The organism is Azospirillum sp. TSO35-2, assembly GCF_003116095.1.
Lineage (GTDB): Bacteria > Pseudomonadota > Alphaproteobacteria > Azospirillales > Azospirillaceae > Azospirillum.
This window is the reverse complement of sequence record NZ_LGRA01000008.1, coordinates 361,976-385,752: the sequence shown is the minus strand read 5'-3', so window position 1 is coordinate 385,752 and position 23,777 is coordinate 361,976. Positions and strand designations below refer to the sequence as shown.

General features: G+C 71.2%; 16 protein-coding genes. 2 read left to right on the top strand and 14 right to left on the bottom strand.

What is annotated here, in order from left to right:
- Positions 1 to 7: 7 nt before the first annotated feature.
- The 4 genes from TSO352_RS03200 to TSO352_RS03185 form a co-directional block, all read right to left on the bottom strand.
- Entirely contained in the window at positions 8 to 736 is a 729-nt protein-coding gene (locus TSO352_RS03200; RefSeq protein ID WP_109105924.1) for an ABC transporter ATP-binding protein, read from the bottom strand.
- Between the two features lies 1 nt (position 737).
- Entirely contained in the window at positions 738 to 1,742 is a 1,005-nt protein-coding gene (locus TSO352_RS03195) for a branched-chain amino acid ABC transporter permease (RefSeq protein WP_199231467.1), read from the bottom strand.
- Between the two features lie 23 nt (positions 1,743 to 1,765).
- Positions 1,766 to 2,635 carry a branched-chain amino acid ABC transporter permease gene (locus TSO352_RS03190; protein ID WP_109105923.1) on the bottom strand — a complete coding sequence of 290 codons (870 nt, stop codon included), beginning with the start codon at positions 2,633 to 2,635 and terminating at the stop codon, positions 1,766 to 1,768.
- Positions 2,636 to 2,746: 111 nt separating this feature from the next.
- A complete protein-coding gene (locus TSO352_RS03185; protein ID WP_247871873.1) occupies positions 2,747 to 3,772 on the bottom strand; it encodes a L,D-transpeptidase in 1,026 nt (341 codons plus the stop codon).
- Positions 3,773 to 3,957: 185 nt separating this feature from the next.
- On the opposite strand from TSO352_RS03185, the gene TSO352_RS03180 reads away from it, so the two are divergent.
- Positions 3,958 to 5,754, top strand: a complete 1,797-nt coding sequence (locus TSO352_RS03180; RefSeq protein WP_109105921.1) for a tetratricopeptide repeat protein — start codon at positions 3,958 to 3,960, stop codon at positions 5,752 to 5,754.
- Between the two features lie 19 nt (positions 5,755 to 5,773).
- Here the strand turns inward: TSO352_RS03180 and TSO352_RS03175 are convergent, their stop codons facing one another.
- From TSO352_RS03175 to TSO352_RS03165, 3 genes are read right to left on the bottom strand one after another with little or no spacing between them, the layout of a single operon-like run.
- Entirely contained in the window at positions 5,774 to 6,478 is a 705-nt protein-coding gene (locus TSO352_RS03175; RefSeq protein WP_109105920.1) for an ABC transporter ATP-binding protein, read from the bottom strand.
- 41 nt (positions 6,479 to 6,519) lie between these two features.
- On the bottom strand, positions 6,520 to 7,257 hold the full coding sequence (locus tag TSO352_RS03170; RefSeq protein ID WP_109105919.1) for a sulfite exporter TauE/SafE family protein: 738 nt from the start codon (positions 7,255 to 7,257) through the stop codon (positions 6,520 to 6,522).
- A 4-nt stretch (positions 7,258 to 7,261) separates the two neighbouring features.
- Positions 7,262 to 8,890 carry an acyl-CoA synthetase gene (locus tag TSO352_RS03165; RefSeq protein WP_109105918.1) on the bottom strand — a complete coding sequence of 543 codons (1,629 nt, stop codon included), beginning with the start codon at positions 8,888 to 8,890 and terminating at the stop codon, positions 7,262 to 7,264.
- Positions 8,891 to 9,059: 169 nt separating this feature from the next.
- Between TSO352_RS03165 and TSO352_RS03160 the strand changes: the two genes are divergently transcribed.
- Positions 9,060 to 9,569 carry an RT0821/Lpp0805 family surface protein gene (locus TSO352_RS03160; protein ID WP_109105917.1) on the top strand — a complete coding sequence of 170 codons (510 nt, stop codon included), beginning with the start codon at positions 9,060 to 9,062 and terminating at the stop codon, positions 9,567 to 9,569.
- Between the two features lie 23 nt (positions 9,570 to 9,592).
- Here the strand turns inward: TSO352_RS03160 and pseG are convergent, their stop codons facing one another.
- From pseG to TSO352_RS03125, 7 genes are all read right to left on the bottom strand, one after another.
- Positions 9,593 to 10,708 (bottom strand): UDP-2,4-diacetamido-2,4,6-trideoxy-beta-L-altropyranose hydrolase, encoded by a 1,116-nt coding sequence (gene pseG / locus TSO352_RS03155; RefSeq protein WP_109105916.1) that lies wholly within the window; start codon positions 10,706 to 10,708, stop codon positions 9,593 to 9,595.
- Between the two features lie 128 nt (positions 10,709 to 10,836).
- On the bottom strand, positions 10,837 to 11,562 hold the full coding sequence (locus tag TSO352_RS03150) for a nucleotidyltransferase family protein (protein WP_109105915.1): 726 nt from the start codon (positions 11,560 to 11,562) through the stop codon (positions 10,837 to 10,839).
- A 210-nt stretch (positions 11,563 to 11,772) separates the two neighbouring features.
- A complete protein-coding gene (locus TSO352_RS03145) occupies positions 11,773 to 12,501 on the bottom strand; it encodes a hypothetical protein (protein WP_247871872.1) in 729 nt (242 codons plus the stop codon).
- An 80-nt stretch (positions 12,502 to 12,581) separates the two neighbouring features.
- Positions 12,582 to 17,519, bottom strand: coding sequence for a tetratricopeptide repeat protein (locus tag TSO352_RS33100; protein ID WP_109105914.1), 4,938 nt, complete (start codon positions 17,517 to 17,519; stop codon positions 12,582 to 12,584).
- Positions 17,516 to 19,540: a tetratricopeptide repeat protein gene (locus tag TSO352_RS03135; protein ID WP_109105913.1), complete on the bottom strand. Its 2,025-nt coding sequence runs from the start codon at positions 19,538 to 19,540 to the stop codon at positions 17,516 to 17,518. The genes TSO352_RS33100 and TSO352_RS03135 overlap by 4 nt, the downstream gene beginning before the upstream one ends.
- Positions 19,541 to 19,640: 100 nt before the next feature.
- The gene (locus tag TSO352_RS03130; protein WP_109105912.1) at positions 19,641 to 21,950 is read right to left on the bottom strand and encodes an NADP-dependent malic enzyme; all 2,310 of its coding nucleotides are present in this window, start codon (positions 21,948 to 21,950) and stop codon (positions 19,641 to 19,643) included.
- A 228-nt stretch (positions 21,951 to 22,178) separates the two neighbouring features.
- Complete coding sequence (locus TSO352_RS03125) at positions 22,179 to 23,495, bottom strand: dicarboxylate/amino acid:cation symporter (protein WP_109105911.1); 1,317 nt, start codon at positions 23,493 to 23,495, stop codon at positions 22,179 to 22,181.
- Positions 23,496 to 23,777: the final 282 nt, after the last annotated feature.

Genomic DNA, 23,777 nt, shown 5'->3' with positions numbered 1-23,777 from the left:
GCTTGCCTCAGCCCGGCTCCTCGGCACCCAGGTAGGATTCGACCACGCGGGGGTCGGCGACGACCTCCGCCGGGGTGCCGTCGGCGATCTTCTCGCCGTGATCCAGCACCACCACGCGGTCGGACAGCGCCATCACCGCGCGCATGACGTGTTCGATCATCAGGATGGTCAGGCCCTCGCGCCGGTTCAGGTCGTGCAGCACCTCCACCATGCGGTCGACTTCGGTCGGGCGCAGGCCGGCGAGCACCTCGTCCAGCAGCAGCAGGGTCGGCCGCGTGGCCAGCGCCCGGGCGACCTCCAGCCGCTTGCGGTCGGGCAGCGTCAGGCTGCGCGCCGGCCGGTTGGCCTGATCGGCCAGTTCCAGCCGTTCCAGGACCACGCGGGCCTGGACGCGCGCCGCCTCCACCGACCGTTCGCGGGCCAAAGCGCCGACGACGACATTCTCCTCCACCGTCAGCTGGCCGAAGGGCTTGACGATCTGGAAGGTGCGGCCGATGCCGGCGGCGCAGACCTGGTTGGGCTTCAGCCCGGTCAGGTTGCGGCCCCTCAGCGTCACCGATCCCGTGTCGGGCGCGAAGACGCCGGCGATCAGGTTGAAGGTTGTGGTCTTGCCGGCGCCGTTCGGGCCGATCAGCGCCAGGATGCGCCCCTGGGGCACGGTGAAGCTGACGTCCGACACCGCCTTCAGACCGCGGAAGCGTTTGGACAGGCCCTCGACCTTGAGCAAATCGGTCATCTCAGGCGCCCTCCCCCGGCTGGCGGACCAAGCCCAGGCGCCGCGCCAGCCAGGGCCACACCCCCTCCGGCCGGAACACCACGATCACCACCAGCGCCAGGCCGTAGAACAGTTGCTTCAACCCCGGCAGATCCAGCCCACCGGTTTCGATGACGAAGGTCAGCGCCTCGCCCAGCGGGGTCAGGATGAAGGCGCCAAGGATCGGGCCGACCAGCGTGCCGATGCCGCCGACGATCGCCGGCAGGATGATCTCGATGGAGCGGCCCATGGAGAAGGCCTGTTCCGGAAACAGGTTGTTGAAGTAGAAGGCCTGGAACACGCCGCCCAGCGCGGTCAGCGCCGACGACACCGCCACCGCGGTCATGCGGGCGTGAAACAGGTCGACGCCCGACGCCTCGGCCGCGTCCGGCTCCTCGCGCACCGCCAGCCACTGGTAGCCCAGCCGGCTGTGCAGCAGCACCCTCGACAGCGCCAGCGCGCCCAGGACCAGCGCCAGCACGACGTAGTAGAACAGCGTCGGCGAGCCGCGCAGGTTCAGCGGATCGCTCGCCCCCGCCTCCACCGGCAGGAAGAAGCCGCCGGACCCGCCCAGCCAGGTGATGTGGTCGAAGCCGACGCGCGCCACCTCGGCGAAGGCGATGGTCAGCAGGGCGAAATGCACCCCCTTCACCCCGAAGCGGAAGCCCAGGAAGCCGATGATGCAGCCGGCCGCCACCGCCACCAGCACCGCCGGGACCAGTCCGGCCCAGGGGCCGATGCCGTAATGCACGAACAGCGCGGCGCTGACGTAGGCGCCCAGCCCGACATACAGCGCGTGGCCCAGCGACAGAAGGCCGGAAAAGCCCATCATCACGTTCCAGGCCTGCCCGACATAGGCAAACCACAGCACGGTGGTCAGCACCGACAGCAGGTAGCGGTCGGCGACGAAGGGCGCCACCGCCAGCGCCACCGCGGCGACGACCAGCAGGGCGGCCCCGCGCCCGGTCAATCCCAGGCCCCACCTCATGCCATTGTCCTTGAAGCCGCCGCTCATGACCGTTTCCCCAACAGCCCTTGCGGGCGCAGCAGCAGCACCACGATCAGCACCCCGTAGCTGAACAGGGATTTCAGGGACGGCATCAGCAGGAAGCCGGCCAGCGCCTCTGACACGCCGATCAGCACGCCGCCCAGCAGCGCGCCGGGCAGGCTGCCCAGCCCGCCGACGATGACGATGATGAAGCTCAGCAGCGTGTATTCCGGCGCCAGCTGCGGCCGGGCGTCGACCAGCAGCGTCATCAGCGCGCCGGCGATGCCGACCACCCCCGCGCCGATGCCGAAGGTCAGGGCGTACAGCCCGTCGATGTTCAGCCCGACCACCCGGGCGCCCAGCGGGTTGTCGGCGCAGGCGCGGATCGCCGTGCCGGTGCGGCTGAAGCGGAAGAAGGCGAACAGCGCCGCCGCGACGATGATGGCCGCCGCCCCGGCGCGCAGCCGCACGGCGTCGAGCAGCAGCGGCCCGACCTCCACCGTGTCGAAGCTGTAGGGCACCGCCACGTTGCGGGCGTCCGGCCCGAACAGCATCAGCATGCCGTTGACCAGGATGGTGGCGATGCCCAGCAGCAGGATGAACTGCATGTGCTCCGGCCGTTCGACGAAGCGGTTGACCAGCCCGCGTTGCAGCAGCCAGCCGCAGCCGAACAGCACCGCCGCCACCAGCGGCGCCGCCAGCAGCGGGTCCAGCCCGGCGTAGCCGCCCAGCAGCACGGCGCCGTACATGCCGGCGACCATCATTTCGCCATGGGCGAAGTTGACCACGCGCACGACGCCGAAGATGACCGACAGCCCCAGCGCCGCCAGCCCGTAGACGAGGCCGGTCAGCAGGCCGGAGGCGGCGATGTTGAGGTAATAGTCGATCGGCATGGCTGCGGACTGCCCGGACGGTGAGGTTCTGCGGGTTACCAGCCCTGCGGAGGCCAAGCAAGAAAGAACGACCCGTGGGCGATGATTAAGCCACCGATCAAGCGGTGAAGGTCACGGCCGGCTTGCCAGATGGGCGCGGCCGTTCAGGCCGGCGATCCGCTCGGCGATATCGGTCAGCCTCTGGTCGAGCGCGTGCGACAGACAGGACTGCGCCGCCGCGGCGACGGCGGGGTCCGCCTCGGTCCCGCTGCGGATCCAGCAGAGCGCCGACACCCGCTCGTGGAATCGTCGTTCGTCCTGGATCAGGGCGTAGGCTGCGGCGGCGCGGGCCGGCGGGTCGGCAAGGCCGGCCAGGAAACGTTCCTGCACACCCCTGGCGCGGCCGTCGAGCAGCGCCAGCGCGGGGGTGTCGCAGATCATCCGGCGCAGCGGCGCCGTCACCGAACCACAGCGCGGGTCGGGGATCGGCTCCGGCGGGGGCGACGGCGCTGCCGCCGGGGCGATGGGAGCCGGGGCCGCGGCGGACGGCGCGGCCGGCCTGACGGCGACAGGCGGCGGGGCGGCGGCGGTCACCGCCGGGACCGGCGGGCGCACCGCGGCGGGGGCCGCCAGCGACGCCCGCACCACCTGCACCGGCGTGCCGACCGCGGTCGCCGCGAAGACCGTTTCGATGTCGGTCGGCAGCATGCGGAAGCAGCCGCCGCTCGCCTGCCGGCCAATCGAGTCCGGTTCGTTGGTGCCGTGGATCGCGATGGCCGGCCAGCCGAGGTCGAGCGCGAAGCGACCCAGCGGGTTGTGCGGGCCCGGCGGCACCGCCGGGGGCAGCGACGGCTTGTCGCGCCGCTGGTGCGCGGTCGGCCGCCAGGTCGGGTTGCGGCGCTTGCGGACGACGCTGCTGTCGCCGGTCGGAATCGGCACGCCCGGCCGGCCGATGGCAACCGGAAAGCTGCGGGTTCCACCGTCCGGTCCGGTCAGGTAAAGTCGGCGGTCGGCGAGGCTGATGACGATGCGGGCTCCGGCCGGCGCCGTCTCCGCCGGCGTCGCCTCCTGGGCGGCGGCCGGCCCCATGGCGCCCGGCCCGACGGGCAGCGCGGCCAGCACGATCCAGGTCGCGCCGGCCACCACGGCCGCCACCATGGCGCCTTTCGGGAAGGGTATGCACCGGGAGGTCATGGCCCGAAGGAAACCGGAGGCTCGCCGGAAGGTCGAAAATCCACGCATGTGGAAAGTTGATCGCGTGTCTCCTAAAACAGGGTAAACAGCGTTCGACGATCATCGCCGGACATCGGGGTCCGCGTGACCCGGCAGCAAGGACCTGTAGCATGGACAAGATCGAGCAGACGTTGGCTGTCGCGACCGAACACCACCGTGCCGGCCGCACCGAGGAGGCGGAACGCCTGTACCGCGACGTGCTGGACGTGTCGCCCGGCCATCCGGATGCTCTGCATCTGCTGGGAGTCCTGGCGCTCCAGTCCGGCCAGCCGGACGAGGCGGTGGACCGAATCGGACAGGCGGTGGCCGGCGACGGCGACTCCGCGGTGTTCCACGCCAACCTCGGCCATGCCCTGCACGCCAGCGGCCGCCACCGCGAAGCGGCGTTGAGCTTCGCCCGCGCGCTGACCCTGCTGTCCAACCAGGGCGAGGGCTGGGGGCACGTCGGCGCGCTCGCCAACCTGATCCGCCGCTACGACGACGACACCCGCCGCGCCGCCGCTCAGGAACTGGACACCCACTACAGCATGGGCGACGTGATGCGGCGCCAGTCGCTGCTGTTCCTGCTGACCGGCGACATCGCCTATTACCGGACCCTCGTCACCGCGGCGCTGGACGATCCCTTGCGCTTCTCCGTCCCGTCGCTGCATTACGCCTATTGGGGCATCGCCATGCGGCTGTTCCACGGCGAGGCGCGGCTGGGCGACGTCGGCAGCTTCACCAACGGCGATTTCCGCCGCTTCTACGCGATGCTGGTGGATGAGACGGCGCGGCGCTACGACATCAACCCGCGGCTGCACCGCGTTCAGCCGCGGAGTGCGATCAAGCGGGTGGTGCTGATCACCAACCAGATGCTGGGCGAGGGGCATCAGCCGACCGTCGACGCCTTTGACTACGCCCGCCGCCTGCAGGACGACCGGGGCTGCGAGGTGCTGGTCGTCAACCCCAACGCCATGGCGGTATCCGGCGAGAACGGCTTCGTTCCCGAATACAGCTACAACGTGACCGAGGAGTATGACGGCGAGCAGGTCATCACCGCGCTCGGCGCCCAGGTGCGCATGATCTCCTTCCCCCAGCCCCGCTTCGACGAGGAGAAGCTGCACGCCATCGTCGACGCGGTGGAGCGCTTCGACCCCGACGTGATCGTCGCCTTCGGCGGGTCCAACACGGTGGCCGACCTGTTCGCCCGCACCCGGCCGGTGGTGTTCCTGCCGACGTCCAGCGGCCTGCCGCCGTCGCTGGCGACGCTGATCCTGGGTTATGGGCCGGAGGACACCGCCGCCGGCTGGCCGGAGGAGGCGCGTGCGCGCTTCCGTCCCTTCTCCTTCGGCTGGACCCTGCCGGACGGCGGTCCGTCGCGCAGCCGCGCCGATTTCGGCCTGGAGGGCAACGGCCCGGTCTACGTCGTGGTCGGCAACCGCCTGGATCAGGAGGTCGGGGCGGAGTTCCTGGCGACGCTGGATCGTCTGCTCGATCGTGTGCCCGACGCGCGGGTCGCCTTCGCCGGTGCGGTGCAGGAGCTTCCCGGCCGGATCGCCACCGCGCGCAACGCCGCCCGGATGCACGCGCTCGGCCACGTCGACGGCATCCGTGGCCTGTACGGCGTCGCCACCGCCTATCTGAACCCGCCGCGCCAGGGTGGTGGCGGCAGCGGCGCCTTTGCACTGGCCGAGGGGTTGCCGGTGGTGACCTACGCCCAGGGCGACGTCGCCAGCGTCGGCGGTCCGGGCTTCACCGTCGCCGACGAGACTGCCTTCATCGCCCGCGCCGCCGCCCTGGCCGAGGATGCCGCGACGCACAGCGAGGCGTCGGCGGCGGCCAAGGCCCGCTTCGCCGAGACGGGCGACCGCGCGCGGTCGGTCGAGCGGCTGCTGGACTACGCGCTGGAGGCGCAGGGGATGTTCTGAGGGAGCGTTTGCGCCCCCCTCACAGGCCCAGATAGGCCTGCTTCACCGCCGGATCGGCCAGCAGCGCCTCGCCCGTCCCCGACAGCACCACCCGGCCGTTTTCCAGCACGTAGGCGCGCTGGGCGATGTGCAGCGAGGCGGCGACGTTCTGTTCGACCAGGATGATGGTCATGCCGTCGGCGGCCAGCGCCCGGATGATGCGGAACAGCTCCTGCACCAGGGCGGGCGACAGGCCGAGCGACGGTTCGTCAAACATGATCAGCTCCGGCCGGCCCATCAGGCAGCGGCCGATCGCCAGCATCTGCTGCTCGCCGCCCGACAGGGTGCCGGCAGCCTGGTCGAGCCGTTCGCGCAGGCGGGGGAACAGGTCCAGCACCCGGTCGTAGCTCTGCTTCGCCGTGCCGCGGGCACGCGGGATCACCGCCCCCATTTCCAGATTCTCCCGCACGCTGAGCGTCGGGAAGATCTGTCGTCCTTCCGCCACCTGTCCGATGCCGAGGTCGCAGACGACATGGCTGGGCAGCCCGGCGATCTCGCGGTCCTTGAAGCGGATGCTGCCGCGCGCCGGCTTCAGGATTCCGGCGATGCTGCGGATCAGCGAGGTCTTGCCCGCCCCGTTGGCGCCGACGATGGCGGTGGTCGCCCCGGCCGCCACCTCCAGCGTGACGCCGTCGAGCGCCTGGGCGTCGCCGTAGAACAGGTCGAGGTTGGAGACGGTCAGCATGGGCAGGGTTCCAGTCGCGGGGAGCGCCCTCTATAGCGCGATCATTTCAGGAAAAACACCGCGCTCATGACCAGCCCGACGGTGATGATGCCGGCGCGCAAGGCCGCCTTCGGGATGCGCCGGCCCACCCGCGCACCGATGTAGCCACCCGCCACCGCGGCGACGGTCATCAGCAGCGCCTTCGGCCATTCCACCGCCCCGCCCACCGCGTAGGCCACCACGGCGATGGCGGTCAGCACCGCCGAGAACAGGTTCTTCAGCCCGTTCATGGCGTTGAGGTCGGTCATCCCGAACAGGCTAAGCTGCGCCAGCAGCAGGATGCCCAAGCCCCCGTTGAAATAGCCGCCATAGACCGACACCACGAACAGGGTGCCCAGCAGGGCGCCGTTGCCGTGCAGCCCCAGACTGCGCAGCCGCTGGGCCAGCGCGCCGCCGAAGGCGAACAGGGCGGTGGCGGCCAGCAGCAGCCAGGGCACGATGCCGCGGAACACCGTGTCCGGCGTGATCAGCAGCAGACCCGCCCCGGCCAGCCCGCCGGCCAGGCTGACCAGCGACAACGTCGGCAGGCCGACGCTGCCGACCGGCGTCAGGTCCTGGCGGTAGCCGTAGACGCCGCTGGCGTAGCCCGGCAGCAGGGCGACGGTGCCGGTGGCGTTGGCGGCGACCGGCGGCACACCGGCGTAGATGAGGGCCGGCAGGGTGAGGAAACTCCCCCCGCCGGCAACGGCGTTCATTGCCCCGGCCAGGAAGGCTGCGGCCAACAAAATGATTTCCATCATGGCGTTAAAGGCGATTCCTCAACTCGCGGCGAATGATCTTGCCGGTGGTGGTCATGGGAAGCGCCTCCAGGAACTCGATGGCGCGGGGGTATTCATGGGCGGCGAGCCGCGTCTTCACATGGTCCTGGATCGAGGCGACCAGCGCGTCGTCGGGCGCCACCCCCTCCTGCAGGACGACGAAGGCCTTGACGATCTCCGTCCGCAACGGGTCGGGCACCCCGACCACGGCGGCCATGCGGACCGCGGGATGGCCGATCAGGCAGTCCTCGATCTCGCCGGGGCCGATGCGGTAGCCGGCCGAGGTGATGACGTCGTCGTCGCGCCCGACGAAGCGGATGTAGCCGTCCTCGTCCATCTCCCCCTGGTCGCCGGTGACCAGCCAGTCGCCGATGAACTTGGCGGCCGTCGCCTCCGGGTTGTTCCAATAGCCGAGGAACATCACCGGGTCCGGCCGCTGCACCGCGATCAGGCCGAGCGTGCCGGGCGGCACCCGGTTGCCCTGCCCGTCGATCACGGCCACCTCGTGGCCGGGCGCCGGACGGCCCATGATGCCGGGCTTGGCCGCCATCAGCGTCGCCGCCGACGACACGATCATGTTGCACTCGGTCTGGCCGTAGAACTCGTTGATCGTCACGCCGAAGGTCTGCCGCCCCCAGTCGAGCAGTCCGGCTCCCAGCGTCTCGCCGCCGCTGGCGACCGAGCGCATCGAAAAGCCGTGCCGCGCCCGCGGGTTCGGCACCGCCCGCATCATCTTCAGGGCCGTCGGCGGCAGGAAGGCGTTGCGCACCTGGAATTCCGCCAGCAGGGCGAAGGCCGCCTCGGCGTCGAACTTCTCGAACCGGTGGGAAACCACGGTCACCCCGTGGTGCCACGCCGGCAGCAGCACGTCGAGCAACCCGCCGATCCAGGCCCAGTCCGCCGGCGTCCAGATGCGGTCGCCCGGCTGCGGGAACAGGTCGTGCGACATCTCCACCCCCGGCAGATGGCCCAGCAGCACCCGGTGGGCGTGCAGCGCCCCCTTGGGCTGGCCGGTGGTGCCGGAGGTGTAGATGATGATCGCCGGGTCGTCGGCGGCGGTGTCGGCCGGGATGAAGTGGTCGGACGCCGCATCGCACAGCGCGTGCCAGTCCAGGCAGCCGGTTCCTGGGCCATCGATGCGGATGACGGCGCGCAGCTCCGGCAAACGGCTGGGGTCCTGGTCGCGGATCTGGGCGATCTTGGCGGCACCGGCGGCGTCGGTGATCACGGCGCGGGCGCCGCAGTTCGACAGCCGATATTCCAGCGCCTCCACCCCGAACAGCGAGAACAGCGGCACCGCGACCCCGCCCAGCTTGTAAACGGCGACGTGGCTGATGGCGGTTTCCGGCGACTGCGGCAGCAGGATGCCGACGCGGTCGCCGCGGGCGACGCCATGGGTGGCCAGCGCGTTGGCGAACCGGTTGGACAAGGCGCGGATGTCGGCGAAGCGGTATTCCTCGACCCCACCGTCGCGGCGCTTGTGGATCAGGGCGAGCCGGTCCGGCTCCACCTCCGCCCAGCGGTCGCAGACGTCGACGCCGATGTTGTAACGGTCGGGCACGCGCCAGGCGAAACGGCGACGCACCTCCTCATAGCTGTCCGCGTTCGGCAGCATGTCGTTCCCTCCCAAGGGCTTGTCGTCGATTCCTTTGCGGAATCATTACGCCGATCATAGGGGCAAGCGAGGCACCGCGTCACGCGCGCGGAATAAGGCGCGGGTCTGCCATGTTGATGGGGTCACGAACAACGTTTCGCAAAACGATCCCCACAGGACGAGAGCCACGATGAAAGCCAGCCCCATTCTCGCCGCCGCGCTGTCCGCCAGCCTGCTTGCGGCCCCGCTCGCCGGTTGCGCCCAGCCGGGCTACGGCGACTCCTATGGCGGCGTGAGCGCCAACAAGCAGACGGCCGGCACGGTGCTGGGCGGCGTGGTCGGCGGACTGGCCGGGTCGCGCTTCGGCGGCGGCAGCGGCAAGCTGGTGGCGGTCGGCGTCGGCACGCTGCTGGGTGCGGCGCTGGGCAACGCGGCGGGCGCCTCGCTCGACCGCGCCGACCAGAATTACGCCCAGCAGGCGGCGGTCAGCGCCTACAGCGCCCCGACCGGCAGCACCATCCGCTGGAACAACCCGCAGTCCGGCAATTACGGCAGCTACACCCCGGTGCGCGAGGGCACCGGCCCGTCCGGCGAGGTCTGCCGCGAGTACCAGACCACCATCGTGGTCCAGGGCCGTACCCAGCAGGGCTTCGGCACCGCTTGCCAGCAGAATGACGGGTCCTGGCGTGTGGTGAGCTGACGCGCCGCCCGAAGGGCCTCAGCTCAGGCCAGCGCCGCCGGTCGCGTGGCGGCGCGGCCGGTGCCCTGCGATCCGGCCGCCGGCCGGGCGGTCAGGGCCTGGGCGATGCGCACCGCCCCCTCGCCGTCCAGCGGCAGCGCAGCCGCAGCGTCCTGCATCCGCTGCCGGCGCGGCCCATCGTTCCACAGCGCCAGCGCCGCCGCGGCGATGGCGGCCGCAGCCTGCTCCGCGTCGGTGCCGCGGGCGTCCACCGCGGTGCTCCAGCCCATCTCGGCCGCGTCGCCGCTCGCCATCGCCTGATTGTCGGCGGTGACCACCAGCAGCGTCGGCACCGCCAGCGCCGCCAGTTCCCCCATGGTGCCGCCGCCGGCCGACACCGCCAGTCCGCTCTCGGCCATCAGCGCGCCCATCCGCGGGCAATCGACCTCGACCGACATGTCCAGGCGATGATCGGCGCCAAGCCGGCGGGACAGCGCCACCACCTCGTCCGCCCGCGGGTTGCTGCCGCCGACCACGGCGACCAGCCGGCAGTCCGCCGGCCGGGCGGCGGCCAGCGCCGCCAGCACCGGGCCGGTCAGCCCCAGCGGGTCGGATCCGCCGAAGGTCACCAGCAGGACCCGGCGTTCGGCGACCGGCCGGCGCGCGTCCCGCGCCGCCAGCCGGACCTCGCGCCGGAGCGGGGCGTAACCCGGACCGAGCAGCAGGACCGCACCCGGCGCCATGGCGGCGTAGGGCAGCGCCGCCGCCTGCGGGGCCGCGTTGACGACGAGGTCGGCGTGCAGCGGCATGCCGTCGCCCAGATCGTCCCAGGCCAGCACCCGTGCGCCCGCCGCCTGCAGCCCGGCGCGGTAGGCCTCGCCGAAGCGGTAGCCGTCCAGCATCACCGCGCGTCCATGCTCCCGCCGCAGCAGCGAGCGGGTGGCGGCCAGATCCGCCGCCTCTCCCACCGGGCCGGCGATGGCAACGTGGCGGAAGCCGTCGGCGGACAGCCGGCGATCGATGGCGGGGGTGGATTCGACGGCGGCGAACAGCGCCTCGTGCCCCTGGTCGCGCAGCGCCTCGGCAACGGCGAGGCAGCGCATGACATGGCCGGTGCCGATGGCGGCGGAAGCGTCGGCGCGGATGAGGATGACGGCCATGGCAAGGGGTCCGGAAAGGCGGCCGCGGCGAAGGACAACCGCGGTTGCAAGACGAGTCGGACGCATCTTGACCCGGCATTCCGGCCGAGTCCAGTGGCAGCCGGCGGGCAAAAATCAGGGCCGGGAGATCAGGATTCGCGGCCGGCGATCACGCTGGCGGCGGTCGCGAGGCTTTCCGGCGTGCCGATGTCGAGGAAGCGCGCCTTGGCGATGTGGGCGTGCAGGCTGCCCGGCGGCATCTTCTCCAGCACGTCGCGTTCCAGCGACACCGCCCCGGCCGCGATGAAACGGTCGAGGAAGGCGGCGGAGAACAGATAGACCCCGGCGTTGATGGTGCCGCTCCCCGGCGCTTTTTCCACGAAGCGACGGATGCGGCTGTCCGGCCCGATCTCCACCCGGCCGAAGCGCGAGGCGTCGTCGACCGTCACGCACAGCACCGACGCCTCCGCCCCCGACAGCCGGTGCGAGGCGATGAAGGCGCGCAGGTCGGCGTCCAGGAAGGTGTCGCCGTTCACCACCAGGACGGTGGGCGACCGCAGTTCCTTCCGGACATAGCCCAGCGCGCCGGCGGTGCCGAGCGGGCGCGGCTCGATCTGGCAGACGACGTCGATGGTGCCGGCGGTGTCCCCGCGCGCCAGCCACGCCGTCACCCGGTCGGCCAGATGGCCCAGGCACAGCACGACCCGGCGCGACCCGTAGGTCGACAGATAATCGAGAAGATGGCCAAGGAAGGCCCGCCCGGCGATCGGGGCCAGGACCTTCGGCGTGTCGCCCAGAACGCCCCGGATGCGCGTGCCCAGCCCACCGGCCAGCACCGCGACGTCTATGTTGGCGAGAGCGTCCTCAGACCGCACCGACCGTCCTTTCCTGACAAGCCCCAGACGAGGGGATCAACGAACACCGCGGGTCGCGCACACCGACGGCGGAGGCCACCGGCTTGCGCCGGGTGGCCAGCTTACGATGGCGCCGGCGCCGGGTCATCCGCCGTGACGGCGGCCGGCGCGGATAGTCGATAATGGGGACGCCCGCGAAGCGCAATGCGGAATTGCATGGACGGTCCCGGTTCAGGCGCGCAGATCCAGGCTGGCCGCGAGCTTTTGCGTGCCGGTCTGACCGCTGCGGATGGCGTTCAGGCCACCGATGGCGGCGTTCAGGCCGGCCAGCATCACCTGCTGCTGGTCCGTCATCTGGAATGGGCTGTCACCCTTACGGGGTTCCTTGGCGATGGTGTCGTAATCCTTCGAATAGCCGCCCATGCTGACCTGGACGGCGTAATTCTTCGGATCCTTGCCCGGCTGGTCCTTGCCCGATTGGTCCTTGTCGCGGCTGACCCGCAGCGTGTAGTCGCCGCGGTCGATGGTCAGCCGCCCACGCTGGAGGTCGCGGAAGGATTGATAGGCGGTGCCGGCGGTCTTCTCGCTGTCGGCCACGACCGCGCCGGTCTTGCTCATCAACTGGACGCGGACGCCCTGGTCGCCGATCTGCCCGATTGTCGCCTCGCCCCTGGTGGTGACGCGGAACTTGTAGAAATCGACGGTGTCGTTGGCCGCCAGCGTGCTGACCACGTTCAGGCGCGACACGCCCTTGGACAGCACGCCGATGTCGGTCGCGAACATCCGGCTGTCCGACCCCGCCTTGCGCACCGTCTTCTGGTAGTCGGTCACCTCGCCCGTCGGACCGCCGGAGGCGGCCGGGGCCGCCGCCTGTTTGGCCTTGGCGCCGGCGATGGCCTTGGTCAGCGACGCGTTGAGGTCCGACACCATGCGGTTCACGCTGGACAGGCTGTCCGACATGGTCCCCTCCCTCGATTTCGGCGCCCGGCCGCCGGCTTCCCCTCTACGCTACGGTGGCCATCGGCGGTGGTCCACCGCTTTTACGCCAGACGCCGCAGGCGCTGCGCCACGTGGGCCAGCGCCACGTCGTGGCCCCGCGGGTCGCCGACCAGCGCCATCGCCGGGAACCAGGGCCGCACCGCGGTGCCGAGCGCCGACCAGTCATCCGCCCCGCTCATCCGCCAGACCGGCGTCCCCAGCGCCGCCGCCAGTTCCCCCACCGCCGTCGGCGCCGTGATGACAAGGTCGAGGCCGGCGATCAGCGCCGCCACCCCCTCCAGATCGTTGCGCAGGTCGAGGTCGGGCCACTGGTGCAGCACGGTGCCGAAGCGCTGCAACGCCTCTTCCCGCTCGGCGGTGCAGTCGTCGTATTGCAGGTTGACGAAACTCACCCCCGGCACCGCGAAGACCGGGCCCCACTGGTCGATCCGGCTGTAGGCGCCGGCGCGTTCGGCCGTGATCCGGCTGCTGCGCCAGCAGACTCCGACCCGCAGGCCGGGGCCGAGCGCGGCGAGCCGGCCGCGCCAGCTTGCGGTCCGCCCGGCGTCGGCCGCCAGGAAGGGGGCGGCACCGGAAAAGCCGCTCAAGACCGGGCGCAGCCATGCGGCGACGGCGCCCATCGGTGCGTGCCGGTCGGCGTCGCGCGGATCGTCGGTCGGCGCCCGCACCACCGCTCCGGGCAGGGCGCGGGCGAACAGCCCGACCAGACGGCGGTCGCACTCGACCACCACCCGCCCGGCCTTGGCGATCAGGTCGGGCAGGGCGCTGCCGAACAGGATTTCGTCGCCCAGCCCCTGCTCCCCCCACACCAGCAAGCGCTGGCCGGCCGGATCCTCGCCCTGCCATTCCGGGATGGCGAAGCGGCGGCGGGTCGCGTCGGCGCTGGCGAAGCGGTGGGCGTAGTCGCGCCAGCCGCCCGCCAGATCGCCGTCGGCCAGCCGCAGCAGCGCCCGGTTCATGCGGGCGTCGGCCCGGCCGGGCGACAGGCGCAACGCCCGTTCCGCGCAGCGCCGCGCTGCCCTCCGGTCGCCCAGAACCTGCAGCGCGTGTCCAAGGTTGAGCTGCGCGTCCGACAGGCCGGGGGCGAGCGCCAGGGCGCGCCGGTGGGCGTGCAGCGCCGCGTCCCACTGCGACAGGCCGGCCAGCGCGGTGCCCAGGTTCGACCAGCCCTTCGGCGCCGCGGCGGCGACGCGCAGCGCCCGCCGGCTGCGGGCCACCGCCTCGGCGAAGCGCCCCTGCCCCTTCAACGCCGCCCCGCCGGTGGTCAGCGCCCCGGCCAGCGCCGGTGTCAACGCCAGCGCACGGGCGCAGGCGGCTTCAGCTTCCGGGAAGCGCTGGCCGGCCAGCAGCGCCGCCCCCAGGTTGCCCCAGCTTTCCGCCGTGTCCGGGCGCAGCCGCAGCGCGCGGCGGTGCAGCGTCACCGCCGCGTCGGCCGGGCCGGTCGCCTGCGTGGCGACGCCCAGGTTGTTCAGCGCCTCAACGAAGGCCGGGCTCAGCGCGACCGCCCGCCGATGCCACTCGGCCGCCGCGCCCGGCCGGCCGAGCCGGACCAGCGTCACGCCGCCGTTGGTCCAGCTGGTGGCGCGCCCGGGCTCCGTCGCGACGGCGGCGCGGTGATGGCGGCCGGCCGCGTCGAGGTCGCCAGTGGCGCGGCGGGCCAGCGCCAGCAGGTCGTGCGTCGCCGCCCGCCCGCCGCCCAGCGCCACCGCCCGTTCCAGGGCGTCCGCCGCCTCCGCCATCCGCCCCTGCTGGTACAGCGCGGCGCCGAGCCCGCCGGCCGCCTCGGCATCGCGGTCGTCGAGCGCCAGGGCGGCGCGGTACTGGGCTTCCGCTTCCGCGGCCCGGCCGAGGTCGTTCAGGGTTGCGCCGAGGGCGACGCGGGCGTCGATGGCGGTGCCGTCGCCAGCCACCGCCGCGTTCAGGCAGTCCAGCGCCTCGGCCCGCCGGCCCATGGCGCGCAGGACGGTGCCGAGGTTGGCGAGCGCCTGCGGATAGCCCGGCCGCTGCGCCAGCGCCGCGCGGTAGCGCGCTTCCGCCTCCGGCAGGCGGCCGAGCGCCTGCAGGGCGCTGCCCAGATTGTTGAGCGCGTCGGGGTAGGCGGCGCGCAACGCCAGCGCCGTCTCATAGGCACCGACCGCTTCGGCGGTGCGGCCCAGCGCCTGCAGCACCGAGCCGAGGTTGCCGTGATACTCCGGGACGCCGCCGCGCCGGCTGATGGCGTCGCGGATCAGGCGTTCCGCCTCGGCGTCGCGCCCCTGCTGGTGGGCGGCGACGCCCAGCAGGTGAAGCGCGTCGGCATGCCCGCCGTCAGCGGCGAGGGCGCCGCGGTAACAGGCTTCGGCCTCCGTCAGCCGGCCCGCTTGATGATGCCGCAGCCCCTCGGCCAGCCATGCGGCGGTGTCCGTCTTGAGGGCCGCCGTCTTTCCTGCCGCGGATACCCTCTCCCTCCGAGCGGATACCCTCTCCCCCCCGCTCTCGCGCAAACCGAGTTTGCGCTGACGCGACAGGCGGACCTCCGGTCCGCTGAAAGCGGGGAGAGGGCTGGGTGAGGGGGACGCAGGACGTGGAGCGGGCGGCGACGGGGGCATCACCGCTGACTCCTGGGGAACGCTCCGCTGCGGCGCCCCCTCACCCAACCCTCTCCCCGGGGGGGAGAGGGCCTCAGAACGGGGGCGGAGCGCCTTCAGCGCCATAGCCATCTGGTCCAGCGCTGTGGACAGCGCTTCGCCCGGGCGCGGCTGGAACAGGCGCATCGCCGGGTACCAGGGCCGCACCGCGGCGCCGAGTTGCGTCCAGTCGCGGGTGCCGAAGCGCCAGACCGGCGCACCCAGCGCGCCCGCCAGCTCGCCGACCGACATGGCGGGCGAGACGACCAGATCCAGCGTGGCGATCAGCGCCGCGACGCCGTCGAAGTCGTCCTTGCGGTCCAGATCGTCCCAGCGGTGCAGGGAGACGCCGAAGCGCTGCTCCGCCTCCCGGATCTCCGCCTCGCAGTCGCCGTATTGCAGCACCACCCACTGGACGCCGGGCAGCGCGAACAGCGGGCCCCAGTCGTCGAGCGGCAGGTAGGCGACGCTGCGCTCCGCCGTCATCATCTGGCTGCGCCAGCCGATGCCGACGCGCAGGCCCGGCCCCAGCGCCGCCAGCCGGGCGCGCCAGTCCTCGACCCGCGCCGGATCCGGCACCAGCCACGCCGGGCGCGGCGGGAAGTCGGCGAGCCGGCGGCGCAGCACGCGGGGCAGCGAGCCCATCGGGACATGGCGGTCATAGTCGGCGATCGCCATCGTCTCGCGGCCCTGCCCGTCCACCGCCTGGGCCCGCACGCGCAGGCCGGGCAGCGAGCGGGCGAACAGCGGCACCAGCCGGTGGTCGACCTCGACGATGGTGGAATGGGCGCGGCCCGCCAGCTCCTGGCAGAGGGAGGCGAACAGGATGGTGTCGCCCACCCCCTGTTCGCCCCAGATCATCAGCCGCCGCCCGGTCGGATCCTCGCCCCGCCACGCCTGGGCGCGCGGCTGCCGGCCCTGCCCGACCTGACCCGAACCGAACCGCCAGGCATAGCCCGGCCAGCCGCCATCGAGGTCGCCGGCCTCCAGCCGCAGCAGGCCCTTGTTGAAATGGGACAGCGACAGGTCGGGCCGCAGGAGCAGCGCGCGGTCGTAGCAGCACTCCGCCCCCGCCGCATCCCCCAGCCGCTGGCGCGCCAGCCCAAGGTTGCTCCAGGCCTCGCCATAGCCGGGGTCGAGCGCCAGCGCGCTGCGGTAGCAGGCCGCCGCGCCGACGTGATCGTGCCGGCCCTGGCGCAGTTGACCCAGGTTGTTGCGCGGCATCGCCTCCAGCGGCGCCAGCCGGATGGAGCGGTTCTGCGCGCGCTCGGCGTCCGGAAAGCGTTCGATGTTGCGCAGGGCGTTGCCGAGGTTGCTGTGCGCTTCCGCCAGCGCCGGATTGAGCGCCAGCGCCAGCCGCCACGCCGGCCACGCGGCGTCGGTCCGTCCGGCGGCGTGACGGGCGTTGCCGAGGTTGTTCCAGGCACCGGCGAAGTCGGGGCGATGGCGGACGGCCTCGCGGTGCAGCGCTTCGGCCTCGGCGAAGCGGCCCTGGGCGTTGCGAATGGTGCCGAGATTGTCCAGCGCCTCGGCATGGTCGGGTTGCTGGGCGATGACCGCGTCGAAGCAGGTGGCGGCGTCCTCAAGCTGACCCATTGCCTTAAAGCACAGTCCCAAGCCATTGAGACAGAATGCATCGCCAGGATCGAGGCGCAGGGCGTCGGCGTAGCGTTCCGCGGCCTGGGTGATCCGCCCGGCGGCGTGCAGGGCGGCGGCCAGTGCCGACAGGCTGGCGAGGTCGGTCGCTTGGCCGGTGTCGGCCCCCCCCAGTTCCAGGGCCGTCCGCAGCGCCTCGGCGGCCTCGTCCAGCCGACCGAGATGGCGCAGGCTGACCGCAAGGTTGGTCCAGGGCCGCGGGTCGCCCGGCAGAAGCGCCGCCGCCTTGGCGTGCGCCGCCAGCGCCTCTTCGGCGCGGCCGAGCCCCTGCAACGCGGCGCCTAGGTTGAGATGCGCGTCGGCCAACCCGGGCGACAGGCGTGCGGCCTCGCCATAATGGTGAGCAGCGTCGCTGAGCCGGCCCAGTCCGGCCAGCACCAGACCGAGGTTGAAGTGGGCGCCGACATGCTGCGGGTCGCGGTCGAGCGCGCAGCGCTGTGCGGCGGCCGCCGCCTCCAACCGACCGAGCCGTTGCAGCACGATGCCAAGGTTGGCGTGATAATCCGCCACCTGGGGCGAGGTCTCCACCGCCTTCTCAATCAGATCAAGCGCTTGCGAGTGATTGCCGCGCTGATGGATGAGGACGCCCAGCAGGTGGAGGGCGTCGGCGTGCCTCGGTTCGGCCTGCAACAGCTGACGGTACAGCGGTTCCGCTGAGTCGAGATCGCCGGCCTGATGGTGACGCAGCGCATCGGCGAACAAAGCGGTACCGTTCACATTTCACCTTCACGAAGATCAACAAGATGCTGAAAGGCAACGGAAATGGCATCGCCGACCGCTCCGCCGTCCTGTGGATGAACGCAGCGCATGGTCGGAAACCAGGGGCGGACGGCGGTGCCGAGCTGGGTCCAGTCCGGCCGGCCCAGCCGCCACACCGGCACCCCCAGCGCGGCGGCCATCTCACCGGCCGACGACGCCACTGTCACCGCCAGATCCAGGTTCGCCATCAGGGCAGCGGTTCCTTCCAGATCAGCCTTTTGGTCGAGATCGTTCCAGCGATGGATGCGCAGGCCGAAGCGCTGCTCGACCGCCGCGATCTCCTCCTCCCGCCCGTCATATTGCAGGCTGACCGCGTGCAGCCCGGGACTGCGCAACAGCGGCGCCCACTCATCAAGCTCGGTGTAGGACGCCCGCCGCTCGGTGGTGATGCGCTGGCTGGTCCAGGCGATGCCGACCGCCAGCCCGGGACCAAGCGCGTCCAGCCGCGCGCGCCAGTCGGCCCGCCGCGCCGGGTCGGGCTGCAGCCAGCCGGCGGGCGCCGTGGCGTCGGCGATGCGCGGCCACAGCAGGCGCGGCAATGAGCCGAAGGGCAGATGGCAGTCGGCGTCGTCCGGCCGCCGGCTCGGCGCGCGCACGGTGATGCCGGGGAAAGAGCGCTGCATCAGCGACACCAGCCGTGGCTCGCACTCGACGATGAGCGGACCGAAGCGGGCGATGGCCTGGGGCAGCAGGGCGCCGAACATCAGCTCATCGCCCAGCCCCTGCTCGGCCCACAGCAGCAGGCGCCGGCCGCCGAGGTCGTCGCCCTGCCATTCGGGGATGGTGAAGGGACGCTTGGGCCGCAACCGGCCGGACTCGAAGCGGGCGGCGTAATCGCCCCAACCCTCGGTCAGCCGGCCCTGCCGCAGGCGCAGGATGGCGCGGTTGAAGCGGGCGAGCGCCTGCGCCGGATCGAACTCCAGGGCGCGGGTGAAGCTCTGTTCGGCCGCCGCGTCGTCGCCCAGATCCTGCAGGGCCAGACCCAGGTTGGTGTGGGCGGCGGCGTAGTCGGGGCGGAGGTCGAGCGCCCGGCGCTGCACCGCGGCGGACTCGGCCGGCCGGCCCTGCAGGCGGCGGATGGTGCCGAGGTTGGTCAGCGCCTCCGCCATCGTCGGCGCCAGCCGGACGGCGTGGGCGAAGGCGTCGGCCGCCGGGGCGATCCGGTCGGCCGCCTGCAAGGCGAGGCCGAAGCCGTTCCAGGCCTCCGCGTCGGCCGGCTCCAGCGTCAGGAAGCGGCGATAGGCAGGGATGGCATCGGCGCCGCGGCGTTGCCGGGCACCGGCCAGGGCGAGCGCGGCCCCGGCATGGTCGGGGCGCTGGACCAGCACGGCCCGCAACGTCGCCTCGCCCTCGTCGCTGTGGCCGAGGTCGAGCAGGGCAAGGCCGAGCGCGGCGCGCGCCTCGATCAGGCCGGGTTGGCTTGCCAGGGCATGGCGCAGCAGCGGTTCCGCCTCCGCCGCCCGGCCGAGGCTGCGCAGGACGGTGCCAAGGTTGCCCTCCGCCTCGGCGTAGTCGGGGCGGGCGCGCAGGGCGGCGCGGTAGGCGTCGGCCGCCGGTTCCGCCTTGCCCTGGGCGTTCAGGGCATTGCCCAGCGTGTTGGCGGCTTCGGGAAAGGGGCTGCGCAGGCGCAGCGCGTTGCGGGCCGCGCGTTCCGCCTCGGCGGAGCGGCCCAGCGCCTGGAGCGCGAAGGCGAGGTTGGCGTGGTAATCGGGGACGTTGCGGTTCGCTGCCACCGCCTGCCCGATCAGGTCGGCGGCCTCGGCGTAACGGCCGGTCTGGCAGGCGATCATGCCCAGCAGATGCAGCGCGTCGGGCTGGCGCGGCTGGACGGCCAGGGCTTCGCGGTAGAGCGCCTCGGCGTCGGCCAGCCGGCCCGCTTGGTGCAGCGGCACCGCCCGGCCCAGCAGGGCGGCGGCGTCGCCGGTGGCGGTCCCGGCCTTGCCGGTCGCGCCGCCCGCTCTGCGCTGGTTGCGGTTCATGCCCGTGCGGTCCCCGATGATGCCGACCTGATGCCGGTAGGGATAGCACGTTTCAGGCGCGACGGAAGGGGGCCGGGGCCCCCTTCCCGTTGCCGTCTCGTCAGGCCGCCGGCACCGGCGGGCGCGGCGCGGCGTTCACCGGCTCGGCCAACTGGGCATCGACCACCGCCACGGCGGTCATGTTGACCAGACCGCGGGTGGTCACCGACGGGGTGACGATGTGGACCGGCCGTTCGACGCCCAGCAGGATCGGACCGACATTCTGCGCCTCGCCCAGGATCTTCATCATGTTGAAGGCGATGTTGGCGGCGTCGAGCGTCGGCATGACCAGCAGGTTCGCCTCCCCCTTCAGGCGGCTGTCGGGCAGCACCTCCTTGCGGATCGCCTCGGCCAGGGCGGCGTCGGCGTGCATTTCGCCGTCGATCTCCAGGTCGGGCATCTCCTCCGACGCCAAGCAATAGGCGGCGCGCATCTTGCGGGCCGACGGGGTGTCGGCGCTGCCGAAGTTGGAGTGCGAGAGCAAGGCCACCTTCGGCTCGATGCCGAAGCGCTTGACCTCCTCCGATGCCAGCTTGGCGATCTCCGCCACCTGTTCGGCGGTGGGGTCGGGGTTGACGTAGGTGTCGGTGATGAAGTGGACACCCTTCTGCGAGATCAGCGCGTTCATCGTCGCCGCGACCTTCACCCCTTCGCGCAGGCCGATCAGCCCCAGGATGTGGCCCCAATGCTCGTTGAAGCGGCCCGAGGTGCCGCAGACCAGCGCGTCGGCCTCGCCGCGGCGAACCATCAGCGCGCCGAAGACAGTCGGTTGGGTGCGCACGACGTTCGCGGCGTGGTTGGGCGACACGCCGCGCCGGCCCATCGCCTTGCGGTAATGTTCGGAGTAATTGTGGTAGCGCGGGTCGCGGATGATCTCGATCACCTCGACGTCGCGGCCGATCTTCAGCCGCAGGCCCATCTCGGCGATGATCCGCTCGATCACCTCCTGGCGGCCGAGCAGCACCGGCTGCGCGATGCCGTCGTCCACCACCACCTGGGCGCAGCGGATGACGCGCGGATCCTCGCCCTCGGCGTAGACGACGCGCTTGGGCGCGGTCTTGGCCTTGGTGATGACCGGCTTCATGAACAGGCCGGAGCGGATGACGTACTGGTTCAGCTGGTCGCGGTAGGCGCGGAAATCGGCGATCGGCCGGGTGGCGACGCCGGATTCCATCGCCGCCTTGGCGACGGCCGACGACACCTCGACGATCAGGCGCGGGTCGAACGGCTTGGGCAGGATGTAGTCGGGACCGAAGCGCAGCGATTCACCGACATAGGCCGCCGCCACCACGTCCGACGGTTCGGCGCGGGCAAGGTTGGCCATGGCGTGGGTCGCCGCGATCTTCATCGCCTCGTTCACCGTCGTGGCGCCGACGTCGAGCGCGCCGCGGAAGATGAAGGGGAAGCACAGCACGTTGTTGACCTGGTTCGGGAAGTCCGACCGGCCGGTGGCGATGATGGCGTCGGGTCGCGCCTGCCGGGCCAGATCGGGCATGATCTCCGGTTCCGGGTTGGCGAGCGCCAGGATCAGCGGCTTGTCGGCCATGCGGGACAGCAGTTCCGGCTTCAGCACCTTGGCGCCGGACAGGCCGAGGAAGATGTCGGCGCCGTCGATGACGTCGGACAGCACCCGCGCCTCGGTGTGGTGGGCGTAGGCGTCCTTGTACTCGTTCATCTCCTCGTTGCGGCCCTTGTGGACCACGCCGATGCGGTCGACCAGCCAGACATTCTCGCGTTTGACGCCAAGCGACAGCATCAGGTCGAGGCAGGCGATGCCGGCGGCCCCGCCACCGGTGGACACCACCTTGACCTTGGAGATGTCCTTGCCGACCAGCGCCAGGCCGTTCAGCACGGCGGCGCCCACGACGATGGCGGTGCCGTGCTGGTCGTCATGGAACACCGGGATCTTCATCCGCTCGCGGCAGCGGCGCTCGATCTCGAAGCAGGCCGGGGCGGCGATGTCTTCCAGGTTGATGGCGCCGAAGGTCGGCTCCAGCCGGACGATGGTGTCGACCAGCGCGTCGACGTCCAGTTCGTTCAGCTCGATGTCGAAGCAGTCGATGCCGGCGAATTTCTTGAAGAGGACGGCCTTGCCCTCCATCACCGGCTTGGCGGCATAGGGGCCGATGTGGCCCAGCCCCAGCACGGCGGTGCCGTTGGTGACCACCGCGACGAGGTTCGCGCGCGCGGTCAGTTCGGCGGCCTTGGACGTGTCCTCGGCGATGGCGGTGCAGGCGTAGGCCACGCCCGGCGAGTAGGCGAGCGCGAGATCGCGCTGGTTGGCCATGGGCTTGGTCGCGACGACGGCCAGCTTACCGGGCCGCGGGTTGCGGTGATACTCAAGCGCCATCGCTTCGAAATCGCCGGACATCGGGTCTCTTCCTCCGGTTAACAAGATTCCAGTTAATTCTTTATGATCACTTCACCTGGATAGTGGTTATAGCCCATCCGGACTGTCACCACCAAAGGGAAAGGGGACGATTCGAACCCAATCGAACCGTCCCCATTACCTTACAGCATCCCCACAGGCCCCGAATGGATCATCTTTGGAATTTCCAAAACCGAGGCCGCGTGGCTGCTCCGCATCCTTTGCGGGTCGTCAGATGCGGGCGAGCGCCGGCTCCTTGAAGTGGTGCTGGTATTCGGCGACCGCCTTGCTCTCGTCGAACTCGCCTTCCATCTTGGCGATCACCACGGTGGCGACGCCGTTGCCGATCAGGTTGGTGAGCGCGCGGGCCTCGGACATGAAGCGATCGACGCCCAGCAGCAGGGCCAGCCCCTCGATCGGCAGCACGCCGGTGGCCGACAGGGTGGCGGCGAGGGTGACGAAGCCGCCGCCGGTGACCGCAGCCGCGCCCTTGGAGGTCAGCATCAGGATGATGAGGATGTAGAGCTGCTGCCAGATCGTCAGGTCGACGTTGAAGGCCTGGGCGATGAAGATCGCCGCCATCGACAGGTAGATCGAGGTGCCGTCGAGGTTGAAGGAGTAGCCGGTCGGGATGACCAGACCAACGACGTGCTTGGAGCAGCCGAACTTCTGCATCTTCTCCATCATCCGCGGCAGCACGGACTCCGACGAGGAGGTGCCGAGCACGATCAGCAGTTCCTGGCGGATGTAGCGGATGAAGTTCCAGATGCTGAAGCCGTAGATGCGGGCGATGGTGCCCAGCACGAGGAATATGAAGATCCCCATCGTGATGTAGACCGACGCCATCAACTGGCCCAGCGCGGTCAGCGAGGAGATGCCGTACTTGCCGATGGTGAAGGACATGGCGCCGAAGGCACCGACCGGGGCGACGCGCATCAGGATGCCGATGACGCCGAACAGCGCGTGGCCGACCTTGTCGAAGATGTCCTCGACCAGCTTGCCCTTCTGGCCCATGGCGGACAGCGCGACGCCGAACACCACGGCGAAGAACAGGATCTGCAGCATGTCGCCCTGGACGAAGGCGCCGACGACGTTGTCCGGCACGATGCCGACGACGAAGTCGATGAAGCCGTGCTCGTGGGCGGTGGTGGCGTATTTCTGCACCGCGTCGGCCTTCAACTGGCCGGGCTGGATGTTCATGCCGCCGCCGGGCCGCACGAGGTTGACGACGATCAGGCCGACGCCGAGGGCGAAGGTGGTCACCACCTCGAAGTACAGCAGGGCCTTGCCGCCGACCTTGCCGACCTTCTTCAGGTTGCCGATCGACGAGATGCCGGTGACGACCGTCAGGAAGACGATCGGGCCGATCACCATCTTGACCATCTTGATGAACAGATCGCCCAGCGGCTTCATCTGCACGGCCAGCGCCGGGTAGAAGTGGCCGAGCAGGATGCCGATGCTGATGGCGGTCAGCACCTGGAAGGTCAGGTTGGTGTAGAAGGGCTTCTTCACCGCACCGGGCCGGGCGGCAATGGTGTCTGCGCTCATGCTCGTCTCCTCGTGGCGTTCCTTGGGAACGGCGTTCCTTTTTTGCGGCGCCCGTTCTTTCGACCGGCGTTTGCACCGGCTGGGCGGGCGGCCGCCAACTGTTGCCTATGAAAGCAAGCGCTGGGCCAATTGCTGAATCCTGCAACATCAAGCATTTGCCGAAAGGGTGAGGGCGAGAATCCGCACGACACCCCCGCTCCGGATGTGCGAAAATCCACACACGGGCCGCGCGGCAGCAGTTTTGTTGCGACGCAGCGCGACGAAAAACGGCATTGCGCAGAC

Excerpts from the sequence above, each read along its gene's own strand:
- TSO352_RS03200 (WP_109105924.1), bottom strand. The coding sequence starts at position 736 with ATGACCGATTTGCTCAAGGTCGAGGGCCTGTCCAAACGCTTCCGCGGT.
- TSO352_RS03195 (WP_199231467.1), bottom strand. The coding sequence starts at position 1,742 with ATGAGGTGGGGCCTGGGATTGACCGGGCGCGGGGCCGCCCTGCTGGTC.
- TSO352_RS03190 (WP_109105923.1), bottom strand. The coding sequence starts at position 2,635 with ATGCCGATCGACTATTACCTCAACATCGCCGCCTCCGGCCTGCTGACC.
- TSO352_RS03185 (WP_247871873.1), bottom strand. The coding sequence starts at position 3,772 with ATGGTGGCGGCCGTGGTGGCCGGCGCGACCTGGATCGTGCTGGCCGCG.
- TSO352_RS03180 (WP_109105921.1), top strand. The coding sequence starts at position 3,958 with ATGGACAAGATCGAGCAGACGTTGGCTGTCGCGACCGAACACCACCGT.
- TSO352_RS03175 (WP_109105920.1), bottom strand. The coding sequence starts at position 6,478 with ATGCTGACCGTCTCCAACCTCGACCTGTTCTACGGCGACGCCCAGGCG.
- TSO352_RS03170 (WP_109105919.1), bottom strand. The coding sequence starts at position 7,257 with ATGATGGAAATCATTTTGTTGGCCGCAGCCTTCCTGGCCGGGGCAATG.
- TSO352_RS03165 (WP_109105918.1), bottom strand. The coding sequence starts at position 8,890 with ATGCTGCCGAACGCGGACAGCTATGAGGAGGTGCGTCGCCGTTTCGCC.
- TSO352_RS03160 (WP_109105917.1), top strand. The coding sequence starts at position 9,060 with ATGAAAGCCAGCCCCATTCTCGCCGCCGCGCTGTCCGCCAGCCTGCTT.
- pseG (WP_109105916.1), bottom strand. The coding sequence starts at position 10,708 with ATGGCCGTCATCCTCATCCGCGCCGACGCTTCCGCCGCCATCGGCACC.
- TSO352_RS03145 (WP_247871872.1), bottom strand. The coding sequence starts at position 12,501 with ATGTCGGACAGCCTGTCCAGCGTGAACCGCATGGTGTCGGACCTCAAC.
- TSO352_RS03135 (WP_109105913.1), bottom strand. The coding sequence starts at position 19,540 with ATGAACCGCAACCAGCGCAGAGCGGGCGGCGCGACCGGCAAGGCCGGG.
- TSO352_RS03130 (WP_109105912.1), bottom strand. The coding sequence starts at position 21,950 with ATGTCCGGCGATTTCGAAGCGATGGCGCTTGAGTATCACCGCAACCCG.
- TSO352_RS03125 (WP_109105911.1), bottom strand. The coding sequence starts at position 23,495 with ATGAGCGCAGACACCATTGCCGCCCGGCCCGGTGCGGTGAAGAAGCCC.